This window comes from Aminobacterium sp. UBA4834 (assembly GCF_002400205.1).
Taxonomy (GTDB): Bacteria; Synergistota; Synergistia; order Synergistales; family Aminobacteriaceae; genus Aminobacterium; species Aminobacterium mobile.
In genome coordinates, this window is the sequence record NZ_DHFC01000014.1 from 63,695 (window position 1) to 76,495 (window position 12,801).

At 43.7% G+C, this 12,801-nt stretch carries 15 protein-coding genes; all 15 read right to left on the reverse strand.

Features of this window, described 5'->3' with window-relative positions:
• Positions 1-10: 10 nt before the first annotated feature.
• The 15 genes from B3L97_RS04980 to xth all read right to left on the reverse strand — a co-directional run bounded on the left by B3L97_RS04980 (position 11) and on the right by xth (position 12,790).
• Complete coding sequence (locus tag B3L97_RS04980; RefSeq protein WP_051461089.1) at positions 11-1,015, reverse strand: thiamine pyrophosphate-dependent dehydrogenase E1 component subunit alpha; 1,005 nt, start codon at positions 1,013-1,015, stop codon at positions 11-13.
• Positions 1,016-1,161: 146 nt separating this feature from the next.
• Positions 1,162-1,791, reverse strand: a complete 630-nt coding sequence (locus B3L97_RS04985; RefSeq protein ID WP_024821617.1) for a GntR family transcriptional regulator — start codon at positions 1,789-1,791, stop codon at positions 1,162-1,164.
• Between the two features lie 171 nt (positions 1,792-1,962).
• Positions 1,963-2,412: a hypothetical protein gene (locus tag B3L97_RS04990; RefSeq protein ID WP_024821616.1), complete on the reverse strand. Its 450-nt coding sequence runs from the start codon at positions 2,410-2,412 to the stop codon at positions 1,963-1,965.
• Between the two features lie 27 nt (positions 2,413-2,439).
• Positions 2,440-2,817 carry a hypothetical protein gene (locus tag B3L97_RS04995; protein ID WP_286934452.1) on the reverse strand — a complete coding sequence of 126 codons (378 nt, stop codon included), beginning with the start codon at positions 2,815-2,817 and terminating at the stop codon, positions 2,440-2,442.
• Positions 2,818-2,913: 96 nt separating this feature from the next.
• Complete coding sequence (gene pyrE / locus B3L97_RS05000) at positions 2,914-3,492, reverse strand: orotate phosphoribosyltransferase (protein ID WP_286934453.1); 579 nt, start codon at positions 3,490-3,492, stop codon at positions 2,914-2,916.
• On the reverse strand, positions 3,477-4,196 hold the full coding sequence (gene pyrF / locus B3L97_RS05005; RefSeq protein ID WP_286847200.1) for an orotidine-5'-phosphate decarboxylase: 720 nt from the start codon (positions 4,194-4,196) through the stop codon (positions 3,477-3,479). The genes pyrE and pyrF overlap by 16 nt, the downstream gene beginning before the upstream one ends.
• Complete coding sequence (locus tag B3L97_RS05010) at positions 4,197-5,132, reverse strand: dihydroorotate dehydrogenase (RefSeq protein WP_286934454.1); 936 nt, start codon at positions 5,130-5,132, stop codon at positions 4,197-4,199.
• Entirely contained in the window at positions 5,119-5,895 is a 777-nt protein-coding gene (locus B3L97_RS05015; protein WP_286934456.1) for a dihydroorotate dehydrogenase, read from the reverse strand. The genes B3L97_RS05010 and B3L97_RS05015 overlap by 14 nt, the downstream gene beginning before the upstream one ends.
• The gene (locus tag B3L97_RS05020) at positions 5,882-7,192 is read right to left on the reverse strand and encodes a dihydroorotase (protein ID WP_286934457.1); all 1,311 of its coding nucleotides are present in this window, start codon (positions 7,190-7,192) and stop codon (positions 5,882-5,884) included. The genes B3L97_RS05015 and B3L97_RS05020 overlap by 14 nt, the downstream gene beginning before the upstream one ends.
• Positions 7,189-8,118: an aspartate carbamoyltransferase catalytic subunit gene (locus B3L97_RS05025; protein ID WP_286934458.1), complete on the reverse strand. Its 930-nt coding sequence runs from the start codon at positions 8,116-8,118 to the stop codon at positions 7,189-7,191. The genes B3L97_RS05020 and B3L97_RS05025 overlap by 4 nt, the downstream gene beginning before the upstream one ends.
• Positions 8,118-8,675 (reverse strand): bifunctional pyr operon transcriptional regulator/uracil phosphoribosyltransferase PyrR, encoded by a 558-nt coding sequence (gene pyrR, locus B3L97_RS05030; RefSeq protein WP_024821608.1) that lies wholly within the window; start codon positions 8,673-8,675, stop codon positions 8,118-8,120. Before pyrR ends, B3L97_RS05025 begins: the two co-directional genes overlap by 1 nt.
• 207 nt (positions 8,676-8,882) lie before the next feature.
• Complete coding sequence (locus B3L97_RS05035) at positions 8,883-10,091, reverse strand: pyridoxal phosphate-dependent aminotransferase (protein WP_286934459.1); 1,209 nt, start codon at positions 10,089-10,091, stop codon at positions 8,883-8,885.
• Positions 10,092-10,164: 73 nt separating this feature from the next.
• A complete protein-coding gene (gene panB, locus B3L97_RS05040; RefSeq protein WP_024821606.1) occupies positions 10,165-11,019 on the reverse strand; it encodes a 3-methyl-2-oxobutanoate hydroxymethyltransferase in 855 nt (284 codons plus the stop codon).
• Between the two features lie 15 nt (positions 11,020-11,034).
• Complete coding sequence (locus B3L97_RS05045) at positions 11,035-11,820, reverse strand: IclR family transcriptional regulator (protein WP_286934460.1); 786 nt, start codon at positions 11,818-11,820, stop codon at positions 11,035-11,037.
• 181 nt (positions 11,821-12,001) lie between these two features.
• On the reverse strand, positions 12,002-12,790 hold the full coding sequence (gene xth, locus B3L97_RS05050) for an exodeoxyribonuclease III (RefSeq protein WP_024821604.1): 789 nt from the start codon (positions 12,788-12,790) through the stop codon (positions 12,002-12,004).
• Positions 12,791-12,801 lie beyond the last annotated feature (11 nt).

The following is a 12,801-nucleotide window of genomic DNA, read 5'->3' on the forward strand; positions in this document are numbered from 1 at the left end:
CTTCACCGCCTTATACGTAAAGATCTTCAAAAAGCTCTGATGGATCAGGTTCAGAAGCATTTTGGGCAAAAAGAATTGCCTCGGCAATGGACTGCTCCACAGACTCTTCGATTGACTCTAATTCCTCTAAAGACATTGATCCAGACTTTGTAACCCTCTCCATAAAACGAGGGATCGGATCAGTCTCATCAAAAACCTTCTGTACTTCCTCTTTTGTACGATATTTTTCTGGATCCCCTACAAAGTGCCCTTTAATTCGATACGTTTTTGCTTCTAAAAGTGAAGGGCCTTCACCGCTCCGAGCCCGCTCTACCAACTCTCTGGCAGCCTCATACACAGCAAATACATCATTCCCATCTACAATAACGCCAGGCATAGAGTACCCTTGAGCACGATCTGCAATGTCTTCCACAGACGTAGTAGTGCGGTAAGGAGTTGTTGAGGCCCATTGGTTGTTTTCACACACAAAAATAACCGGGAGCTTCCAAGCTGCTGCCATATTCGCAGCTTCATGAAAAGTCCCCCGGTTCGAAGCTCCATCACCGAAAAAAACAACGGAAACACCCTGGGTTTTCTGCATTTTTTGCGCCAGCGCTGCTCCTGTAGCAAGGGCAAAGCCTCCGCCAACAACTCCATTAGCTCCCAACATCCCTACGCTAAAATCAGCTATATGCATAGAACCTCCCTTACCTTTGCAATAGCCAGCTTTTTTTCCAAAAATCTCTGCCATCATTTGCTTGAGCTGAGCACCCTTCGCTATAGTATGACCATGTCCCCTATGGGTACTCTGGATATAATCGCTTTTACGAAGATTTGCCATAACACCTGCAGCTACAGCCTCTTCCCCAATATACAAATGGACAAAACCAGGAATTTCTCCTGCAAAGAAGAACTCCTCGACTTTCTCTTCAAAGTGCCGAATTTTTACCATGGTTTCATAAAAAAAACGAAGAGTGTCTCGGTCAAATTCTTCAATGGGAATTGATGGTTCTTTTCGAACCGCTTTGGCACACATATCAAGCCCTCCCCTAATATTGATAAATTAAATTGATTCTTTATTTTTTAAAAAAATATAAGAATTATTACAAAAATTATTATTTAAATATCAATGTATACATAAAATCCGTATATAAACCCGCATGGCTTCCTTTGTCAGGTTCATTAAGAGAGAAGATTTTTCTTCCCAGTAACCATATGAATATGCATGGCTTCTGCTGCTGCATCCCCATTATTATTCCGCAAAGCCTGCACAATATCACAATGTTGTTGATAAGACCGTTCTACTGTCCCCGGTCCCTTTAAAACATTTACACCTACTGAGAAAAAACGATCTTGAACTCGTTGTGAAGTGGAAATAATGAGAGAGTTGGCATAAACAGATATGAAATAATCATGAAATGCTCGATCATATACCAAGTATTCAGCCACATTATTCCTATCCATGGCTTCTTTTTGAAGGGTTAAATTCCGATCTATTTCCTGGAAATGATCTTTTTTTAGGAAAGGGAGTACGTTTCTGATAACAAATTCCTCTATGGCCATTCGCAAGTCTAATATTTCATTTGCTTCTAGGAGGGTTATATCTCGCAGGACAATGCCTCGATTCGGAAATATCTCTATATACCCCTCCATTTGAAGTCGCTGAAGAGCTTCTCGTATAGGAGTTCGGCTCATATGTAACATTTTGGCCAAAGAGTTTTCAGAGATGTCATGATTCTGAATATACTCTTTATCAAGAAGTAACTTTCTTATTTTTTCGTAAGCCACATCTTTTTTTCGTTGCCCGAGCATGGGAACGCCCCCTAGAATCAGGTTAGTCTGTAGCTTGCATACAAGTAACATACAACTTGTACACTAAAAATGTACAACGACCATTTACCTTATGTCAAGAGCCCCATGCCCTTTAATTCTAAAGTCTAAAGAATGGACATTTAAGCAGTTTAAACAAGACAAAAACAAGTTTTAACGATTGTGGATCATATTGTTAAGTTTCAACCCAATTTTCAAGAAAGAAATCTCTTTCTCCTTAAAGATTTCCATATCTTCCTTATATTGAACTCGAGAATATTCCTTTGCTCCACAGCTCCGCTCATAAAGTCGCTGAGAGATCTCTTTTAAGAAAAAGACAGCCTCCATCATTCCAGAGATATACGCCCTCTGGAGTATGAGAAACTGGCCATCGATAGTTTTATTATCAGGTCGAAGTTCTCGTATTTTTTCTCGAACTTCAGCAAGCTGGCGACAAATATCCCCTAATCTCCCACACGTTTCTTTATAATCTACTGGGCAAAAAATGCCAGGAATAGGAATGACTTTTCGAAGAGAGGGCTTAAAAAGGTCTTCCTGTATTTCCATATACTCTTGCAATAATTTATGAGTACATTGAGCTATAGAAAGAGTCTCTGTCTCCATAAAAGAGCATCTCCTCTCCATTACTGTTTACGGGGTTATTAATAAATCCAGTTCTTTCTTCAAATCTGAAAAATTCTGTCTCAGTTCCTTTAAGATTTCTTCTCCTGCTGCAGGGGTAAGTTTAAGACGGCTTGCACGTAGTCTTTCTCTTTTTTCTTTAAGATCTTCTATAACAGACTTTACAATAGTTTTAGACTCGCTATCGAGGCTCCCCATATTTGCTTCTCCCGCAGCAATAACTTCTTCTGCGAGAAGAAGAGTCCGATCTACTTCCTCTACGAGACCTTCTGTGCCAGCAGGACCTTGGGGGAGAGGTTTCGTCGATAACGACGTTTCTTTAAAAATAACAAAACCTAGCACAACAATACAGGCGATAAAAGCTGTAGTGATATAAACTTTTTTCATTAGTTCCTCCTGCTACTCTAGATATTTATATTGTAGTATATATCCATAAAAACAAAAAAGGCCCCTTCTAAGAGGCCTCACAATATTTTTCACTTCCTATTTTCGGCTCCCCGGTTTTTGCCATGGAATCCCCTTCGCACAATAAGGACACTCCTCCGGTCTATATACAGGGAAAGAGACATTCCAGAGAGAGAGCGGTTCGTGGGGTAATATATGTTTTCCACCACTTCTGTTAACTATACAAGCCGTAGCAAGCCATCGTGCCCCTCCGTTCACGAGGAAATTTCCTACCTCCTGCACAGAACCACCAGTAGTGATTACATCTTCTACCACAAGCGCACCTGCCTTTTCTGGGAACGGGAAACGTCGCAATTTCATCTTCCCTTCTTCCCTTTCGCAAAAAATGAAAGGAATATTAAGGGCACGAGCTACTTCATGACCAATAATAAGTCCTCCTAAAGCCGGTGCCACTACAATAGTGGGCTGTAGCTTTTCTGCAAGCCGCGCTATTTCCTGGGCTGCAAAAGCAGCGTATGCGGGGAATCTTAGTAAGAGAGCACACTGCAAATAATTAGAACTATGAAGGCCGGAAGAAAGAAGGAAATGTCCTTCTAAAAGCGCTCCACTATCTCGCATCATTTCTTGTATCCGTTCTTGTACTAATCCTCGCTGCATATTATTGCCCCCTCTATCTCCTTCAATATAGCACGTACCGCTTCTTGCCTATTTTCTGCCCGAAGAATGGGGCGGCCTACCACTAGATAATTGGCCCCGCTTAACACGGCTCCCCGTGGGGTTGCCGTACGAACCTGATCATCAGATCCTTTTGAAGGACGAATTCCTGGCACTACTTTTATAAGTTTTCGCCCTGAAGTTTTATTGATAAGAGGAAGATCCAGAGGAGAACAGACAAGGCCAGGGATACCAACTTCGGCACAGACTTCCGCCCGGGCCCGTAAAGCTTCCTGCAATGGACAACCCGGAGCTACTTCCTGCCACATTTCTTCATTCATGCTCGTCAGGACTGTTACGCCCAAGAGCAACATGGAACTGCCCACTCTATCTCGTCCTTCCAAAGCTTCTTCAAGCATGGCACGTCCTCCTGCGCTATGAAGAGTCAAAGCCCATATTCCTTCTCCAGCCAACGCTTCTACTCCCATCCGTACGCTATTGGGAATATCATGCATCTTCAGATCTAAGAATATTTTATATCCCATCTTCATGAGACTATGTAAAAATTGAAGCCCACCTTTGGCATAAAGTTGGTGCCCCACTTTTATACGATGTAGAACACTTTTGAGGGAAGAGGCTGTGTGTAGGCCTTCTTCAATAGTATCTACATCCAAAGCTAAGATCAGTCTATCACTAGGATTAACCATTTATACCTCTCCTTTCTCTCGCCGGGCTTGGCCACGGAGGTCCCGAAGATGCTCTATATTGCGATCATTTACATACTTCAACAATCCCTCACAAATCCGCTTTGGTGTTTCCGCATGAACAAACATAGACGTCCCTATCTCTACTGCGCTAGCGCCAGCAAGAATCATGGAAAGAGCATCTTGCCATGTAGCCACTCCTCCGCACCCCACGACTGGCAAGGAAACAGCCTCGCATACTTGCCACACAAGACGGAGAGCAAGAGGGAAAACAGCTGGCCCTGAAAAACCAGCAAAAACTCTTTCAAATACAGGACGGCACGCATTAACATCAATAGCCATGCCCAACCACGTATTAGCCACAACCAGACCATCAGCGCCAGCTTCCTCAGCAGCCTTAGCAACTGCTACTATATCAAGAGCCTGAGGGGTCAATTTAACTAACAGAGGACCGGGCCATGCTTTCCGAGCTGCAGCTACTGCTTGAAATGTAGATTCTGGGGATAAACCCCAAGCCATACCATCACCATCTACGTTGGGGCAAGAAATATTTAGTTCCACCCCACAAGTAATCTCTCTTTTAGCCGCCAAAGCATCAAGGGTTTTCTGGGTATCCCCTATGCTTTCCATAACAACATTTACAAAAAAAGGCATGCCTCCTTCTTGAATGGAAGGAAGATTATGAGCAAGAAAATCTTGCACTCCTGTGTTTTGGAGACCAATACTATTCAACATGCCACAGGAGGTTTCCCATACCCGAATTCCCTTATTGCCCCTGCGAGGTGAACAGCTAACTGCCTTTGTGCAGAGAGCTCCTACACCAGGGAGATTACCCCTCCGCCAGAGTTGAGGGTCATAGGGCCACACTCCTGAAGCTATGATTACAGGTGTTTCCAAAAGAACCCCCGCTATTTCCCCCGATAATTTATGCCATGTCATTCCATTGAACCTCGCTTGCCAAGAAAAATGGACCATCCACACAAACCCTTTTGGGCCCCATAGATGTATCTATAACGCAGCCTAGACATCCGCCTATACCACAAGTCATTTTCATATCGAGACTTACCCGTATCTGATGTTTTTGGTCGGGATACTTAAATGCAAGAGCTTTTAGCATGGGGAGTGGACCACACGCCCAAATTTCCATACGTTCGTTTAGAGCATCTGGCAACGCAGCCAAAGCTGTGCCATGAATACCTAAAGTCCCATCATCGGAACAAACAGTCATTCGAGAAACTTTTTCCCGAGTATAACGAACGAAGCCTTCCCAGCCTTTCCCTGGAACGCCTAAAACAAAATCACTCCGAGAACAAAGAGAGAAGTTTTGAAAAGCAAAGAGGAGAGGAGCCGCTCCAAGAGTTCCTGCAACAAGAAGGATATGCTTATTCTGCGAAGGCCGCGATAAATAACCATTCCCGATTGGTCCGCGAAGGTTCATCTTTGATCCTGGAGGCAAAGAAGCGAAAAGAGAGGTAAACTTTCCTACAATCTGGAATAGTAATGTGATTGTCTCTCCATTTACTGCCGCTACAGCTAGGGGTCGACCTAACAGGGGGTCTAAAACTCCCTGTTGCCTCACCATTATAAATTGCCCCGGCCTCGCCGCAGAAGCCACCGATGGGCAATGGATGGTGGCTTCTGCAACTTCAGAAGAAAGTTGATGGATTTTTAAAATTACCCCGTTATGATCAATCCGATCCATGACTACGACCTTTATGCCATACCCGGCCCTCTAGAATGGTCATTACAGGCCAACCAGTCAGAACCTCTCCATCCCAAGGGGTCAGACGAGCCTTACTGTTCCAAGTACTCACGTCCACTACTTTCGACTCTTCAAGATCCAGAACAGTCAAATCTGCAACAGCTCCTTCTTTAAGAATGCCCAACTTTCTCCATTCTGTAGGGAGGATAGATGCCGGTCCCGAGGTAAAGAGCTGTAAAAGTCGATTTAAAGCAACAGGTTGTCCCATTTTAATCCATGTATCAAGAACAACTGCTACTGCACACTCTAAAGAAGCGATACCAAAAGATGCTTCTTGAAAAGGAAGGTCTTTTTCATTAAGATGCCATGGTGCATGATCTGTTGCGATAGCGTCTACAGTTCCGTCGGCAATGGCTTCCCAAACTGCTTTTACATCTTCTCGGCTCCTGAGAGGAGGATTGACTTTATAAACAGAGTGGTAACGACTGATAATGACGTTATTTTCGTCTAAAGATACATGGTGAGGTGTAACATCGCAGGTAACAGGAAGCCCCTCCTTTTTAGCATTGGCAATAGCTTTGAAAGAAAGTGCCGTGCTCACATGGGTAAAATGGATAGGTGCTCCTGTCTCTCGTGATAAAGCTATTCCTCTCTCTATGTCAATATATTCAGCAGAATGGGGGAAACCTTTTAAACCACTAACCGCCGACACTCGCCCTTCGTTCACTTGCCCTTTCTCTGTAAGGGACGGATCCTCTGGATGTTCCATTATCACGGCCCCTACATCTCGGCTATATAAAAGAGCTGTTCGAAGAAGCTTAGAGGTTCGAACGGGGGCACCGTCATCTGTGAAAAGAACGGCTCCGGCCTCTCGCAGGAGCCCCATTTCAGCCATAATTTCTCCCTTTCTGCCATGGCTCACACAAGCGCTGGGTAAAACCCTGGCAGCTCCAGCCTGTCTCCCTTTTTCTGCAACGTAAGTCACAAGAGAAGGAATATCTATTGCCGGATCGGTATTAGGCATAGCCACAACTGTTGTATATCCACCAGACGCTGCAGCTTGAGCACCACTTATAATGTCTTCTCGCCACTCAAAACCTGGGTCTCTAAAATGGGCGTGGAGGTCAATAAACCCTGGACAAAGAACTTTGCCTTGAAGATCTATAACTTCTATGCCATCCTTACATTCAATGGAAGGAGCTATTTTCTTTACCATCCCACCTTCCACCAAGACATCCATTGGTTCCTCACTCAATTCTTTCCCATCAAAAAGCTGAGCGTTTTTTAAAAGAATCAATTACGAGCACCTCCCAAGCAAAGGTAAAGTAATGCCATTCGTACAGCTACTCCGCTTCTTACCTGTTTTAAAATAACGCTGTTCTCTCCATCGGCAACGGAAGAAGCAATTTCTACCTCTCTATTGATGGGCCCTGGGTGCATCACTATAGCCTCGGGTTTTGCCAGAGAGACACGTGTCTCCGTAGCTCCATACCGTCTATGATATTCGTCTATGGAAGGGATAAGCCCTTCCTCTTGGCGCTCTTTTTGTATTCTGAGAAGATACACCATATCTGAACCAGCAATAGCTTTGCGGGGATCAGGCTCATAGTCGACCCCTAAATCCTGATAAAAAAGAGGTATGAGAGTCCGCGGCCCTGAAAGGACTACATGTACTCCCATTTTCCCAAAGGCCTGGATATCACTTCGTGCTACTCGGCTGTGTAAAACATCACCTACAATGGTCATCTTTCGTCCTTCAAGCTTACCGAAACGCTGTCTCGCTGCATGGAGATCGAGAAGGGCCTGGGTCGGATGACCATTTGTGCCATCTCCAGCATTAAAAACCGATGCTTTCCTTAGTTTTCGTGATAAGTAGTCTGCAGCACCTACAGCAGAGTGGCGCATTACAACAGCATCGGCTCCCATAGCTTCCAGTGTCCAAGCTGTATCTCTCATTGTCTCGCCTTTGCTTACACTTGAACCAGATGCCGACCAGTTCACAACATCTGCTGAAAGCATCTTTTCGGCCAGTTCAAAAGAAACTCTCGTCCGTGTAGAGTTTTCAAAAAAGAAGTTTACGATCAGCTTGCCACGCAATGCTGGGACCTTCTTTATCGGTCGATTCATAAGTTCTTCCATATAATCTGCCTGTTCAAGAAAGAACTCCAGCTCTTCTCTGCTCCAATCTTCCAGAGAGATGAGATGCTGATGTCTCCACTGCATCACTCCATTCCCCCATTTCTTTCACAAATCATTACTTTATCTTCTCCATCTAATTCTTTGACTCGCACTTCTACTGTCTCGTTTTTAGAGGTAGGCACAGAACGTCCGACATAATCTGCCTGGATAGGGAGTTCTCTATGTCCGCGATCTACAAGGATAACAAGCTGTACCCGATCCGGACGTCCGAGATCCATAAGAGCATCCAAAGCCGCTCGAATGGTTCGGCCAGTGTAAAGGACGTCATCAACAAGTACTAATTTTTTTCCGGCAATATCTACTGGAATAGAAGTACTATGAACAACAGGCTGCTCTTGCAATGTTGTAATGTCATCTCTATAAAGGGTAATATCCAACTCCCCTGCAGGGACCTTAATGCCCTCGGTCTCCTTCAATATGGACCGCAGCCTTCCGGCAAGATACACTCCCCGACGCTGAATTCCCAGAAGCACGACATCTTCAAGACCTTTATTCCGTTCTACTATTTCTACGGCAATCCGACGAAGAATACGCTCCATATCTTCTTCCGTCATAACCACTGCTTTCTCGATAAGAGCCATACCCATCCTCCTCTACATTCCAATTCGAAAAAAAGGCCATAAACCGCTATTTTTTACGGTTTATGGCCTCGTTATTCCTTACTGTATTCTTTCTACAAAAAAATCTTCCGTTTTTTCCCGCCATCTCTCCAAACCTCCCTCATTTTCCTGAGAGGAGTGTAGCAGGAAAATATGGTTAATGCAAGCGGTTGCATAAAACTTTTTTCGTTACGCTTTTATAGCTTCTATACGTCCTGGATAGACTTCAAGACCCTCTTTTAACACATCCATCGCTCGAACCAATTCCTTTTCTTCAAGTACATAGGCAAGACGGACCTCATCTTGTCCCAGGCCCGGTGTAGCATAAAACCCTTCCCCAGGAGCTGCCATAACTGTTTCTCCATTGCCATCAAAATTTTTTAGCATCCAGATAATAAATTTTTCTGCATCATCCACCGGCAACTTAACCATCATATAAAAAGCGCCCTTGGGCTTTTCGCAAATAACCCCTGGCATACACTTTAGGGCTTGATACATAATATCTCTTCGTTTCTGATATTCCCTGTTGACCTCTTGAAGATATGAAGGCGACGTTCCATATAGAGCAACAGCTCCCACCTGATCTATAGTAGGCGCACTCGTCCGACTCTGACACAATTTTACTATCTGTCCCATAAGGTCCTTGTTCTTGCTCACTATACATCCTATACGGGCGCCACAAGCACTGTATCGCTTAGAAACAGAGTCCATAATGAGAACTCGATCTTCTACATCCTCTAGATTTCCAAAACTCACATATTGAAGACCATCATAAACAAATTCCCGATATACTTCGTCGGCAACAATATAAAAATCATGTTTAAGGGCCAAATGCCCTATACGCTCCATATCCTCTCTTGAATAGACCATACCTGTCGGATTGCCTGGATGGCACATTACGATGGCCCGCGTACGGGGGGTAATTTTCTTCTCTATAGTCTCTGTCGGAGGGAGCCGGAACCCCTCTTCGGCTTTAGTTGTAATAGGAACAATTCGAGCGCTGACCCACTCAGCAAAAGGATTATAGTTTGCGTAAAAAGGTTCTGGAATAAGGATCTCATCACCAGGATCGCAAAGAGCTGTAAATGCGAAGACTATAGCCTCGCTGGCCCCAGCTGTAATGAGAATATTTCCTTTCTCAAGATCTATGTGATAGTCCTTGTAGTACTCTATAATCGCTTCGATCAGTTTGGGATTCCCCTCGGAGGGGCCATAAGCCAATACATCCTCATCAAAATGGCGTATGGCTTCAAAGAAAGAGGGAGGAGTTTTTATATCAGGCTGTCCAATATTTAAATGATATACTTTTTTCCCTCGCGCTTTCGCTTCAAGCCCGTAGGGAGCTAATTTACGAATGGGGGAAGCTTGCATAGCATAGATACGTTCAGAGAATCTCATACGTCTACTCCTTTCAACTTTTAAAAAAAGGCGGCCCAGAGGACCGCCTTGCTTTTGTTGTTGTGTACAAAAACTATTCAAACTCTTTAAGCATGGCTTCAAATTCTTCTTCTTTCCCAGGCAGAATATGATATACATGATCATCTGTAGGAAATTGTCCCGTCTTCACATCTTCAACATATTCTTTAAAAGCTCGAATCTCTTCTGCTGCAAGGTTAGCATATTTTTTAACAAATTTGGGGGTAAAAGCCTCAAATAATCCTAACATATCCCCACAAATCAGTAGTTGGCCATCGCAAGGAATTCCTGCTCCTATAGAATATACTGGTATCTCAAGTCTTTTAGCTATAAATTCTGTCAACTCTGGAGGAACTGCCTCAAGTAGCAATGCATAGGCACCCGCCTCTTGAATAGCCAAAGCATCTTTTATGAGCTCTCGAGCACTCTCCGGATCTCTCCCCTGTGCTTTAAATCCGCCAAGCTGTCCAGAACTTTGAGGTGTGAGTCCAATGTGCCCCATTACAAGGATACCCGCGTCAGCGATAGATCGGATACGGCTGATCACTCTCCGCCCGCCTTCCAACTTTACGGCATCCATATCTGCCTCTTTTAAGAATCGACCAGCATTGAGGACAGCGTTTTCATCGGAAATCTGGTACGACATAAAGGGCATATCTCCTACACAGAAAGTATGAGGAGCTCCCCTGCGTACCGCTTGACAATGACGGATGCAGTCTTCCATAGTGACAGGGATAGTACCTTCATAGCCTAGTACCACCATCCCAAGAGAATCCCCTACAAGAATCATATCCATGCCAGCTTGTTCTACAAAAGATGCGGTAGGAAAGTCATAAGCCGTAACCCACGCTACTTTCTCTCCATTCTGCTTCATTTTTACAAAATCCAAACGTCCTTTCTTCTTTGCCATAAAACTCGCCTCCTCCTATAATGAATCAGCGCCTGTAAAACCCAGTCGCCTCGACACCTCCAAAGAGGCTCTCTGCAAAGCCTGTATCAATTCCTCTGTACGAGAGGAGGTAAAAGATACAGCCAACGCCGAAGAGCTTAATGCAGCAATAATATGACCTCTATCATTTCGGATTGGGAGCCCCACACAACAGAGACCTTTCTCCAGTTCCTGATTGTCCTGCGCCCAACCACAATCCCGAACTCGCCGCAATTCTTCAAAAAGGACCTTTTTAGTTGTAATACTTTTAGCTGTATAGGGAAAAAGAGGGAAAGAGTACATTTCTTCGATAAAAATATTAGGAAGTTCTGACAATAGCACTTTTCCAGCGGCAGTGCAGTAAAGAGGAATTCTTTTCCCCACATGGGAGTAATGGATATGTTGCCCTTCCGGTTCCACCTTTTCAATGTAAATACCCTCGTTCCCATCCCGGATAACGAGATGAACCGTGATTCTTAATTCATTGGCTATACGTTGCATAAAAGGTTCTGCACAATGACGAACATCTAGCGATTGACGAACTATGTTACCTAGCTCAAAAAGCCTTAGCCCTGGAATAAATGTTCCTGGACTTCTTCCTTCCTCGATAAAACCATAGTCTACAAATACTCTCAAAAAGCGATGAACAGTGGATTTGGGAATAGACGACAAAGAGGCAATCTCAGTTGCTGTTAAAGAGGGACGGTCAAAAGAAAAACATTGAAGAATAGTAAGAGCACGTTCTAACGTCTTCATCGAAGAAGAGGCTTTTGTCTTTTTCAAGGACAACACCTCTTTTTAGATTCTCATAATATGATATGCCCTTCTCATATTGTAATATTATAGTGTTTTTCAAAAAATATTTCAATAATAAAAGTTGAACGACCAAGGTGGTAGCCCCTTAATAGCAAAACTAGGGCTACCACCGATTAATACTCTGGAAACATTTGGGCTCATAAAATATTTATTTTAGCTCAAAAATACCGACAACAGGTGTATGATCTGATGGTTTTTCCCAACTTCGCGGCTCTCTGTCTATATAGCAGTCAACAGAACAGACAGCAAGAGGGGGTGTCGCGAGAACATGGTCGATTCTCCACCCAATATTTCTCGCCAAAGCATTTTTTACCCTATAATCGAAGAAGGAAAAATCTATTACATGAGGGTGATATTTTCGAAAAACATCCACAAACCCCCAGGCTTTCACTTCTTCAAACTTATTTTTTATGTCTTTGTGAAAACACACGTGATCTCCTTTTCGTTCAGGGCTCGTTACATCTATATCAGTAGGAGCTACATTCATATCTCCAACCCATAATAGGGGCGTATGAGGTGAAAACTCCCTCTGAAAAAGATTGAGGAGACGATCGAAAAAACGGTGTTTCGCCTGATAGTCCGGATGATCAATGCTCTTGCCTTGAGGGACATACGTATTAATAACATGGATACCGCATATGGTTCCTCGCACTATCCTCGTTATAGGATCAGGATCTTCACCATCATTAAATCCAAACTGAGGGTTCTCTATTGCATGACGGCTTAAAAGAGCTACACCGTTATAGGCCTTCTCTCCTTTAAATATGAGAGAATAACCGAGTTTTTTAAATTCTTCCTGAGGGAAAAATTGATCTTCCGTCTTGGTCTCTTGAAGACAAAGAACATCAACTCTGTTTTTCTGAAGCCATTGCAAAAGGACAAGCATGCGACTTCGCACAGAGTTTACATTAAAGGTAGCAACCTGAAATAGTGCCATGTTTTTCACCG

What these genes read in the sequence shown, in the direction of transcription:
- B3L97_RS04980 (WP_051461089.1), bottom strand. Translation starts at nt 1,015, where the DNA reads ATGTGTGCCAAAGCGGTTCGAAAAGAACCATCAATTCCCATTGAAGAA.
- B3L97_RS04985 (WP_024821617.1), bottom strand. Translation starts at nt 1,791, where the DNA reads ATGCTCGGGCAACGAAAAAAAGATGTGGCTTACGAAAAAATAAGAAAG.
- B3L97_RS04990 (WP_024821616.1), bottom strand. Translation starts at nt 2,412, where the DNA reads ATGGAGACAGAGACTCTTTCTATAGCTCAATGTACTCATAAATTATTG.
- B3L97_RS04995 (WP_286934452.1), bottom strand. Translation starts at nt 2,817, where the DNA reads ATGAAAAAAGTTTATATCACTACAGCTTTTATCGCCTGTATTGTTGTG.
- pyrE (WP_286934453.1), bottom strand. Translation starts at nt 3,492, where the DNA reads ATGCAGCGAGGATTAGTACAAGAACGGATACAAGAAATGATGCGAGAT.
- pyrF (WP_286847200.1), bottom strand. Translation starts at nt 4,196, where the DNA reads ATGGTTAATCCTAGTGATAGACTGATCTTAGCTTTGGATGTAGATACT.
- B3L97_RS05010 (WP_286934454.1), bottom strand. Translation starts at nt 5,132, where the DNA reads ATGACATGGCATAAATTATCGGGGGAAATAGCGGGGGTTCTTTTGGAA.
- B3L97_RS05015 (WP_286934456.1), bottom strand. Translation starts at nt 5,895, where the DNA reads ATGGATCGGATTGATCATAACGGGGTAATTTTAAAAATCCATCAACTT.
- B3L97_RS05025 (WP_286934458.1), bottom strand. Translation starts at nt 8,118, where the DNA reads ATGCAGTGGAGACATCAGCATCTCATCTCTCTGGAAGATTGGAGCAGA.
- pyrR (WP_024821608.1), bottom strand. Translation starts at nt 8,675, where the DNA reads ATGGCTCTTATCGAGAAAGCAGTGGTTATGACGGAAGAAGATATGGAG.
- B3L97_RS05035 (WP_286934459.1), bottom strand. Translation starts at nt 10,091, where the DNA reads ATGAGATTCTCTGAACGTATCTATGCTATGCAAGCTTCCCCCATTCGT.
- panB (WP_024821606.1), bottom strand. Translation starts at nt 11,019, where the DNA reads ATGGCAAAGAAGAAAGGACGTTTGGATTTTGTAAAAATGAAGCAGAAT.
- xth (WP_024821604.1), bottom strand. Translation starts at nt 12,790, where the DNA reads ATGGCACTATTTCAGGTTGCTACCTTTAATGTAAACTCTGTGCGAAGT.